The organism is Modestobacter altitudinis (assembly GCF_005930475.1).
GTDB classification, from domain to species: Bacteria; Actinomycetota; Actinomycetes; order Mycobacteriales; family Geodermatophilaceae; genus Modestobacter; species Modestobacter altitudinis.
On sequence record NZ_SJEW01000021.1, the window covers coordinates 63,911 to 73,377 of the forward strand.

At 74.5% G+C, this 9,467-nt stretch carries 7 protein-coding genes; 3 read left to right on the forward strand and 4 right to left on the reverse strand.

The features are described from left to right. Nucleotides 1–45 precede the first annotated feature (45 nt). The 3 genes from FHL79_RS10360 to icmF all read right to left on the reverse strand — a co-directional run bounded on the left by FHL79_RS10360 (nucleotide 46) and on the right by icmF (nucleotide 4,574). Complete coding sequence (locus tag FHL79_RS10360; RefSeq protein WP_138758519.1) at nucleotides 46–840, reverse strand: helical backbone metal receptor; 795 nt, start codon at nucleotides 838–840, stop codon at nucleotides 46–48. Continuing rightward, nucleotides 837–1,256 carry a MarR family winged helix-turn-helix transcriptional regulator gene (locus tag FHL79_RS10365; protein ID WP_246080601.1) on the reverse strand — a complete coding sequence of 140 codons (420 nt, stop codon included), beginning with the start codon at nucleotides 1,254–1,256 and terminating at the stop codon, nucleotides 837–839. The genes FHL79_RS10360 and FHL79_RS10365 overlap by 4 nt, the downstream gene beginning before the upstream one ends. An 87-nt stretch (nucleotides 1,257–1,343) precedes the next feature. After that, complete coding sequence (gene icmF, locus FHL79_RS10370; protein ID WP_138758521.1) at nucleotides 1,344–4,574, reverse strand: fused isobutyryl-CoA mutase/GTPase IcmF; 3,231 nt, start codon at nucleotides 4,572–4,574, stop codon at nucleotides 1,344–1,346. Between the two features lie 117 nt (nucleotides 4,575–4,691). Between icmF and FHL79_RS10375 the strand changes: the two genes are divergently transcribed. Next, nucleotides 4,692–5,360 (forward strand): alpha/beta hydrolase, encoded by a 669-nt coding sequence (locus FHL79_RS10375; RefSeq protein WP_138758522.1) that lies wholly within the window; start codon nucleotides 4,692–4,694, stop codon nucleotides 5,358–5,360. 109 nt (nucleotides 5,361–5,469) lie between these two features. Beyond that, nucleotides 5,470–6,486, forward strand: a complete 1,017-nt coding sequence (locus FHL79_RS10380) for an SDR family oxidoreductase (RefSeq protein WP_138758523.1) — start codon at nucleotides 5,470–5,472, stop codon at nucleotides 6,484–6,486. A gap of 48 nt (nucleotides 6,487–6,534) precedes the next feature. Here the strand turns inward: FHL79_RS10380 and FHL79_RS10385 are convergent, their stop codons facing one another. Further along, a complete protein-coding gene (locus tag FHL79_RS10385) occupies nucleotides 6,535–7,320 on the reverse strand; it encodes a PRC and DUF2382 domain-containing protein (protein ID WP_171058104.1) in 786 nt (261 codons plus the stop codon). 98 nt (nucleotides 7,321–7,418) lie between these two features. Here FHL79_RS10385 and FHL79_RS10390 point away from each other — a divergent pair, with 98 nt between their 5' ends. Then, nucleotides 7,419–9,458, forward strand: coding sequence for a HelD family protein (locus FHL79_RS10390; protein WP_138758525.1), 2,040 nt, complete (start codon nucleotides 7,419–7,421; stop codon nucleotides 9,456–9,458). The last annotated feature ends 9 nt before the right edge of the window (nucleotides 9,459–9,467 follow it).

Genomic DNA, 9,467 nt, shown 5'->3' on the forward strand with positions numbered 1-9,467 from the left:
CGACTCCTCTCGCTCGGCGCCGGCACCGTTGCCTGGAGCGCTCGCTCAGGTTACGGGGCGTCGTCCCACCGCGGCGAGCAGCTCGGACCGTGCCGTGGCCAGCGAGGGCCCGTACCAGGTGAGCTGACGGCCGCTGACCAGGACCGGGCGGGTGCCGGCGAACGCCTCGGGGCCGTCGTCGGCGGTGAACGGGTAGGGCTCGTCGGGCAGCAGCACCAGCTCGGGGCCGGCCGCGCGCAGCTCCTCGAGCGGCACGTGCGGGTACCGGTCGGAGGAGCCGGCGAACACGTTGACCAGGCCGAGGCGGGCCAGCACGTCACCGGTGAAGGTCCGCGCGCCGACCACCATCCACGGGTCCCGCCACACCGGGACGGCGACCCGGGTGCCGGGCAGCTCCGGCGGGCGGCCCCACTCGGCGGTCGCGACGCGGAGCCACTCCGGCGTGCCGACGCCCAGCACGTCGGCGAACAGCCGGCGCATCGAGGCCAGCGCCTGGTCGACGGACTCGGTGACGGTCACCCACACCGGCACGCCGGCCGCCCGCAGCCGCTCGACGTCCAGCCGGCGGTTCTCCTCCTGGTTGGCCACGACGAGGTCGGGCCGCAGCGCCTCGATCGCGGCCCGGTCGGGGTTCTTGGTGCCGCGCACCCGCGGGACGTCGAGACCCGCCGGGTGCGTGCACCAGTCCGTGGCACCAACCAGCCGGTCGGGGACGGTCACCGCCAGCGCCTCGGTCAGCGACGGCACCAGCGACACCACCCGCCGCGGCGGCCCGGGCAGCGGCACCGCCGTCGCGAGGTCGTCGAGGAGTTCGCCATCGTGGCCACGATGGCTGGTCACGCGAAGTCGCCGGCGTCCCGGCGCAGCTCGCGGACGACGTCGACCAGCGTCCGCACCGCGTCCGGTGAGAGTCCCGGGCGGCGGAACACCCCCGCGTTCAGCTCGTCGGTGGCCTTCGCGGCCAGCGCCCGGCCCTGCTCGGTGAGCTCCACCAGCACCGCCCGGCCGTCCTGCGGGTGCGGCCGGCGGACCACCAGCCCGGCCGCCTCCAGCCGGGTCGCGGCGTTGGTCACGCTCGCCGGGTGCACCTGCAGCAAGGCGCCGGCCCGCGCCATCGGCAGCGCGCTGCGGCGGGTGAAGGACAGCAGCACGAGCAGCTCGTAGCGGGCGAAGGACAGCCCGAGCGGCCGCAGCACCTCCTCGACCCGGGCCAGCACGATCGCCTGGGCCCGCATCAGCGAGGTGACGGCGGCCATCCCGTCCGCGGCGTCGTCCCACCCGTGCGCCCGCCACTGCCGCGCCGCCTCCTCGATGGGATCGAGTTCCAGACTCAGGACGACCTCCTAGACGTTGCGGCGGTACTGGCCGCCGACCTCGAAGAAGGCCTCGCTGATCTGACCCAGCGAGCAGTGCCGGACGGCGTCCATCAGCGCGTCGAAGACGTTGCCGCCGCCGGTGGCGGCCTCCTGCAGCCGGCGCAGCGCCGCGGGTGCCTCGGTGGCGTGCCGCGCCTGGAAGTCGGCCAGCCGGTCCAGCTGGGACTGCTTCTCCGCCTCGGTCGCCCGGGCCAGCTCGACGGTCCGGGGCGCCTCGGCGCCGGCGTTGGGATCGAGGAACGTGTTGACGCCGACGATCGGCAGCGACCCGTCGTGCTTGCGGTGCTCGTAGAGCATCGACTCGTCCTGGATCCGGCCGCGCTGGTAGCCGGTCTCCATGGCGCCGAGCACCCCGCCGCGCTCGGCGATCCGGTCGAACTCCTCCAGCACCGCGGCCTCGACCAGGTCGGTGAGCTCGTCGACGACGAAGGAGCCCTGCAGCGGGTTCTCGTTGCCGGCCAGCCCCCACTCCCGGTCGATGATCATCTGGATCGCCAGCGCCCGGCGCACCGAGGAGGCGCTGGGGGTGGTGACCGCCTCGTCGTAGGCATTGGTGTGCAGGCTGTTGGCGTTGTCGTAGATCGCGCAGAGCGCCTGCAGCGTCGTCCGGATGTCGTTGAAGTCCATCTCCTGCGCGTGCAGCGACCGGCCCGAGGTCTGCACGTGGTACTTCAGCTGCTGGGAGCGGGGGGCGGCCCCGTACCGCTCCTTCATCGCGACGGCCCAGATCCGGCGGGCGACCCGGCCGATCACCGTGTACTCGGCGTCCATCCCGTTGGAGAAGAAGAACGACAGGTTGGGCGCGAAGTCGTCGATGGACATGCCGCGGGCCAGGTACGCCTCGACGTAGGTGAAGCCGTTGGCCAGCGTGAAGGCCAGCTGGCTGATCGGGTTCGCCCCGGCCTCGGCGATGTGGTAGCCGGAGATCGACACCGAGTAGAAGTTGCGCACCGCGTGGTCGATGAACCACTGCTGGATGTCGGCCATGCAGCGCAGCGCGAACTCGGTGGAGAAGATGCAGGTGTTCTGGCCCTGGTCCTCCTTGAGGATGTCGGCCTGCACCGTGCCGCGGACGTTGGCCAGCACCCAGGCCCGGATCTCGTCGGTCTCGGCCTCGTCGGGCTCCCGGCCCTCCTCGGCGCGGAAGGCCTCCAGCCGCTGGTCGATCGCGGTGTTCAGGAACATCGCCAGCACGGCCGGGGCCGGCCCGTTGATCGTCATCGACACCGAGGTGGTCGGGGAGCACAGGTCGAACCCGCCGTAGAGGACAGCCATGTCCTCGACGGTGGCGATCGAGACCCCGGACGTGCCGACCTTGCCGTAGACGTCCGGGCGCGGGTCGGGGTCGCGGCCGTAGAGGGTGACCGAGTCGAACGCGGTCGACAGTCGGGTCGCCTCGCCGCCGGCCGACAGCAGCTGGAACCGCCGGTTGGTGCGGAACGCGTCGCCTTCGCCGGCGAACATCCGGGCCGGGGCCTCGCCCTGGCGCTTGAACGGGAAGACCCCGGCGGTGTAGGGGAAGGAGCCCGGCAGGTTCTCCCGGCGCAGCCAGCCGAGCAGCTCGGCCCGGTCCTGGGTCCGGGGGAGGGCCACCCGGCGGACCGGGTTGCCGGACAGCGTGGTGCGGGTCAGCGGCGTGCGGATCTCCTTGCCGCGGACGGTGTAGACCAGCTCGTCGCCGGAGTACTCCTCGACCCGGGCCGGCCACTCCTGCAGCTGCGCACGGATCGCGGGCAGCAGCTCGCCCTCGGCCGCCGCCGCCAGCTCGCCGGCCTGGGCGGCCGCTTCGCCGGTGAGCAGCTCCGCCGCGGTGCCCAGGTGCTGGCTGCGCCGCACCAGCTCGGCCTGCTCGACGGTGGTGCGGTGGTAGCCGCGGACGGCGTCGGCCACGTCGGCCAGGTACCGGGCCTTCGACGCCGGGACGACGCTGGTCAACCCGGTGGAGGCGCGGACGTCGACCCGCGGCAGGACGCCGCTGCCCACCGGCAGGCCACGGTCGGCGAGCAGGCCCTTGAGGTGCTGGTGGAGCGCGGTGACGCCGTCGTCGTTGAACCGCGCCGCCGACGTGCCGAAGACCGGCATCTCCTGCCACGGGGTGCCGAAGGCCTCGCGGTTGCGGACCAGCTGCCGGGCGACGTCGCGGCGGGCGTCCTCGGCGCCGCGCCGCTCGAACTTGTTGACCGCCACGACGTCGGCGAAGTCGAGCATGTCGATCTTCTCCAGCTGCGACGCGGCGCCGAACTCCGGCGTCATCACGTACAGCGAGACGTCGCTGAACGGCAGGATCGCCGCGTCGCCCTGGCCGATGCCGGGGGTCTCGATGACCACGAGGTCGTACCCGGCGACCTTCACCGCGGCGACGACGTCGGCGAGGTGCTCGGGGACCTGGGCGCCGGCGGTCCGGGTGGCCAGGGACCGGAAGAAGGTGCGGTTGCGGTCGCCTGTCTCGAGCGCGTTCATCCGGATCCGGTCGCCGAGCAGCGCGCCGCCACCGCGTCGACGGCTCGGGTCGACGGCGATGACCGCGATCCGCAGCTTGTCCTCGTTGTCCAGCCGCAGCCGGCGCAGCAGCTCGTCGGTGAGCGAGGACTTCCCCGAGCCGCCGGTGCCGGTGATGCCCAGCACGGGCACGGTGCGCGCGGCGGCGTCCCGGGTGACCCGCTCGGCCAGCTCGGGGGAGCGGCCGGCCTCCAGCACGGTGATCGCCCGGGCCAGGGCGGCGGGGTCGCCGGCGCCGAGGGCGTCCAGGTCGGGGCCGCTGGCGGCCAGGTCGACGTCGCAGGCCTCGACGAGGGTGTTGATCATGCCGGGGAGGCCGAGCCGCTGGCCGTCCTCCGGGGCGAAGATGCGCACGCCGCGGGAGCGGAGCAGGGCGATCTCCTCCGGCACGATGACGCCGCCACCGCCGCCGAACACCTGCACGTGGCCGGCGCCGTGGGCGGCCAGCTCCTCGACCAGGTAGCTGAAGTACTCGACGTGCCCGCCCTGGTAGGAGGAGATGGCGACGCCCTGCACGTCCTCCTCCAGCGCCGCCCGGACGACGGTCTGCACGCTGCGGTCGTGGCCGAGGTGCACCACCTCGGCGCCCTGGCTCTGCAGCAGCCGCCGCATCACGTTGATCGCCGCGTCGTGGCCGTCGAACAGGCTGGCCGCGGTCACGAAGCGGACCGGGTGGGTGGGGACGTGGAGCTGGGCCATGAAGGCTCCTGACGGCGACGGTGCCGGAGATACGTGGACGTCCAAGTACCTTACGCCGGAGGCCGATCGCCCGCCCCGCGCCGTGCAGGTCGGCCGACCCCGGGGTAGGGCGGGGCGGTGACTGCCTCCCGAGCGGCCGGCGGCCGCCTCGACGCCCGCCCCTCCGCAGCGCCGACCGGCCCGCTCCCGGAACCGGGGGTGTCGGCGCTGGACCTCGGCCCGGGCGCGGAAGTGCTGCTGGCGGTGCCGCCGGGGGAGGTGCGAGCGCTGCTGGTCTTCTTCCACGGGGCCGGCGGCTCGGCCGCTGACGCGCTGCAGGCGGTCGGGGAGCCCGCCGCGGCCCACGGGGTGGCGGTGCTCGCACCCACGTCGACCGCCGCCACCTGGGACCTGATCGCCGGCGGGCTGGGCCGGGACGTCGCCGTCCTGGACGCCGCGCTGGCCGACGTGCTCACCCGGCTCCCGGTCGCTCGCATCGCGCTGGCCGGGTTCTCCGACGGCGGTTCCTACGCGTTGTCCCTCGGGGTCGCCAACGGTGACCTGGCCGAGGCGGTGGCCGCCTTCTCGCCCGGCTTCGTCGCCGCACCCGGCCGCTTCGGGCGGCCGCGCTTCTGGATCAGCCACGGCACCGACGACCGGGTGCTCCCGGTGGAGCGGTGCGGCCGCCGGGTCGCAGCAAGCCTGTCCGCCGACGGCTACGAGGTGGGGTACCACGAGTTCGCCGGCGGTCACGTGCTGACGCCGGACCTGGTCGAGGGCGCCCTGGGCTGGTGGCTGGGCAGCTGACCCGGGGCGGAGGTGTGGCAACGGGTGACCGTGGGCAGGCAGAACGTGGTGCTCAGTGCAGGGCGCCCTGTCGCCGGTCCGCCGGCGGAGCCCGCTCCAGGAGCAGCCCGTGCCCGTCTCCCTCCGTCCCCTCGACCAGCAGGTCGTCGTCATCACCGGTGCCTCCAGCGGCATCGGGCTGGTCACCGCCCGGTGCGCGGCCCAGCGCGGCGCTGCAGTCGTCCTCGCCGCCCGCAACGAGGAGGCCATCGGCACCCTCGCCGAGGAGATCCGCGGCTCGGGCGGCCGGGCGCTGCCGGTCGTGGCCGACGTCGGCAGGCAGGAGGACGTCGCGCGGATCGCCGCCGCCGCCATCGCCGAGTTCGGCCGCTTCGACACCTGGGTGAACAACGCCGGCGTCTCGGTCTTCGGGGAGATCCCCGAGGTGTCCGTCGAGGACATGCACCGGGTGATGGACACCGTCTACTGGGGCGTCGTCTACGGCTGCCTGCAGGCCGTGGAGCACTTCCGCGGCCGCGGGGAGGCCGGGGCGATCGTCAACGTGGGCAGTCTGTTCGGTGACCGCTCGACGCCCATCCAGTCCACCTACGCCAGCGCCAAGCACGCGGTGCACGGCTTCACCGACGCCCTGCGGGTGGAGCTGGAGCACGAGCACGACCCGATCTCGGTGACGCTCATCCACCCGGGGCGGATCGACACCCCGTACAACGAGCACGCGCAGAGCTACATGCAGGCGCAGCCCGCGCACCGCGGGATGATCTACCCGCCGGAGGCGGTGGCCGAGGCCATCCTGCACGCGGCCGCGCACCCCATCCGGGACGTCTACGTCGGGGCCCAGGCGAAGGTCGTCATGCTGATGGGCGCGCTGTTGCCGCGGGTGACGGACAAGATCATGTCCTGGTACATGTGGCCGTCCCAGCTGGACCCCCACCGGACCTCGATCCCCCGCGAGGACAGCGCCCTCTGGCACGCCGGGTACGGCGGTCAGGACCGTGGCTCGCACGTGGGCTGGCACCGGCGGGGCAGCTGGACGGTGGCAGCGGTGACGCACCCGGTGACCGCCGTGGTCGGCGGGGTGACCACGGCGGCCCTGGGGCTGCTGGCCCCGCGGGTGCTGCGGCGCTGAACCCCCGCCCCGGCCGGGCCGTCAGCGGTCCGGCCGGGGCAGCCCGCGTCAGGTGTGGGGGGTCTCGGTGGTGGTCAGCTCGACCTGCTCGCGGCGCAGCTGCTCGGACACGGTGGCCTCCTCGGTGGCCCAAGCCGTGCGCATCCGGACCCGCTCGACGGGCACCCGCTCCAGCGTCACCGCGGGCTGCTCGGTGTAGAGCGTCACCCACTCGCTGGTGCGGGTGGACCGCTCGGCGCCCGGTGTCCCGTCGGTCCCGTCGGTGTCGGCGGTGCCGGCCCGGTCGGCGGGGGACAGTGGCAGGTACTCGATGCGGGCCTGCTGCCGGGTGATCGTGACCGGCACCATGACCTCCTCGGTGACCTCCTCGATCCGCAGCACCGCCCGGGTCCACGGCTCGACCACCGTGCTGACCTGGAGCTGCTCCTCCGAGCGGGTCATGGCAGTGTCGGCCGCCGTCCCGGTCGGCACGGTGGGGAGGGCGACCGTGTCGGTGCTGTGCCGGCCGGTCGCCGGGGCCCCGCGGTAGTGCTCGCGCAGCGTCGTCTCCTCCTCCGGGCTGAGCCGGTCGGGCTGCGCGACCCGTGGAGCCGTGTGGACGGCGTCCGCAGCGACGGTGAGCCGGAGCCGACCGTCGGAGTACTCGGCGTCGGAGATGGGCGCGATCACCGGGACGTCGCCAGACGGGGCGCCCGACCCGTCGGTGAGGCCGACCCAGGTGGGCCGGCCCGTCACGTCGTCGAGGAAGACGGTCGTGATCGTGCCCAGGGCGTTGCCGTCCCGGTCGTCGGCGGTCGCCCCGATCACTGGGGGCAGAGCGGAGTCACTGGCCATGCCTGAGGATGATCCGGAACCTGCCTGTCTACACATCGGTCGGCGGCTCCGGCACGTCGGTTGAGCTGCCGCCCGGGCGCGCGTAACGTGCTCCGACCGTGTCTCGTCCTCCCGCCGCCCCGGAGACCACCGCCGCCGATCCCGTCCTCTCCGCCGAGCGCGAGCACCTGACGCTCGCCGCCTCCTGTCTCCACCAGATGCGCACGGCCGCCGTCGCGGTCACCGATGCCGGTGTCGACGCCTGGGCGTCCGAGCGGCTCGGCGCCGCCCGCGCCGAGCGCCTCGCCGCCCTGGCGCACGACCCCGGCGTGCCGCCCTTCTTCGGGCGCACCGACGCCGATGCGGAGAGCTTCCACATCGGCCGCCGGCACGTCCGGGACGCGGCCGGCGACCCGGTCGTCATCGACTGGCGGGCCCCGATGAGCCGGCCGTTCTACCAGGCCAGCGCGGCCGATCCGCAGGGCCTGGTCCGCCGACGCCGGTTCGGCTTCGCCGGTGGCGAGCTGACCGGCTACGAGGACGAGCTCCTGGCGGAGGGGGAGGAGGGCGACGGGGACCTCCTGCGGCAGGAGATCGAGCGCCCCCGCAGCGGCCCGATGCGCGACATCGTCGCCACCATCCAGCCCGACCAGGACGACATCGTCCGGGCGCCGCTGACCGAGTCGATCTGCGTGCAGGGTGCCCCCGGCACCGGCAAGACGGCGGTCGGGCTGCACCGGGCGGCCTACCTGCTCTACACCCACGGCGAGCAGCTGGCCCGCACCGGCGTGCTGGTGGTCGGCCCCAACCGGGCCTTCCTGCGCTACATCGAGCAGGTGCTCCCGGCCCTCGGGGAGGTGGAGGTGGACCAGGCGACGGTCGCCGACCTCACCGCGCGGGTGACCGTGCGTGCCCAGGACGAGCCCGCCGTCGCCGTCCTCAAGGGCGACCAGCGGATGGCCGAGGTGCTGCGCCGGGCGCTGTGGGGCGGGATCAGCAAGCCGGTGGACTCGGTGCAGGTGACGCTCACCGGGCGGCGGTACCGGATCAGCGTCGAGCGGCTCAAGCGGTTCGTCGACGACCTGCGCCGGGCCGGCACCCGCGGCGTCGACGACCAGCAGGTGCTGCACTACGCCGCCGGGCGGGAACGGCTGGCCATGAGCCTGGCCGAGCACGCCCGACGGCTGAAGGAGGCCGGCGGCGGCAGCCCGACCGACGCGGAGACCCGCCGCACCGCCCACAGTGCGGAGGTGCGCGCGTTCTGCGACGCGGTGTGGCCGGCCGTCGACGCGGCCGGTCTGGTCTGCGGGCTGCTCTCCGACCCCGAGCGGCTGGCCCGGGCCGCCCGCGGGGTGCTCACCGCCGACGAGCAGGCGCTGCTGCGCTGGCCGTCACCGCCGCGCTCGGTGCGCGCCGCCCGGTGGACGCCCGCCGACGCCGTGCTGGTCGACGAGGTCGCCGGGATGCTCGAGCGCACGTCGCGCTACGGGCACGTGGTCGTCGACGAGGCGCAGGACCTCTCGCCCATGCAGTGCCGGGCGGTGGCCCGTCGGCTGGCGGCCGGTTCGCTCACCGTCCTCGGTGACCTCGCCCAGGCGACCAGCCCGTGGTCGGCGGCCGACTGGGCGCAGACGCTCACCGGGCTGGGCCGCCCGGGCACTCCCGTGCGCCCGCTGACCCGCGGCTACCGGGTGCCCGGCGAGGTGCTGGACTTCGCCAACCGGCTGCTGCCCCGGATCGCCCCCGGGCTGCCCGCCGCGACGGCGGCGCGCCGGGAGCCGGGGTCGCTCCAGCTGCGGCCGGTGTCGCTGCTTGCCGGACCGCTGGCCGAGGTGGTCGGTGAGCTGGCCGCGACCGAGGGCTCCACCGGCGTCGTCTGCGCCGACGAGGCAGTGGCCGACGTGGTCGGGGTGCTGCAGGCGGCCGGCCTGGACGTCGCGGCGCTGGCCGACGACGGGGCGGAGCCGACCCGCGTGTCCGTCGTGCCGGCCACCCTGGTGAAGGGGCTGGAGTTCGACTCCGTGGTCGTGGTGGAGCCGGCCGCCATCGTGGCCGCCGAACCGCGTGGCCTGCACCGGCTCTACGTCGTCCTGACCCGGGCGGTGAGCAGGCTGGTGGTGCTGCACGCCGGCGACCTCCCCGACCTGCTCCAGGCATAGTGCCGGACC

Bases quoted from the DNA above. Each gene is read 5' to 3' on its own strand.
- FHL79_RS10365 (WP_246080601.1), bottom strand. From the start codon at position 1,256: ATGGCCGCCGTCACCTCGCTGATGCGGGCCCAGGCGATCGTGCTGGCC.
- icmF (WP_138758521.1), bottom strand. From the start codon at position 4,574: ATGGCCCAGCTCCACGTCCCCACCCACCCGGTCCGCTTCGTGACCGCG.
- FHL79_RS10385 (WP_171058104.1), bottom strand. From the start codon at position 7,320: ATGGCCAGTGACTCCGCTCTGCCCCCAGTGATCGGGGCGACCGCCGAC.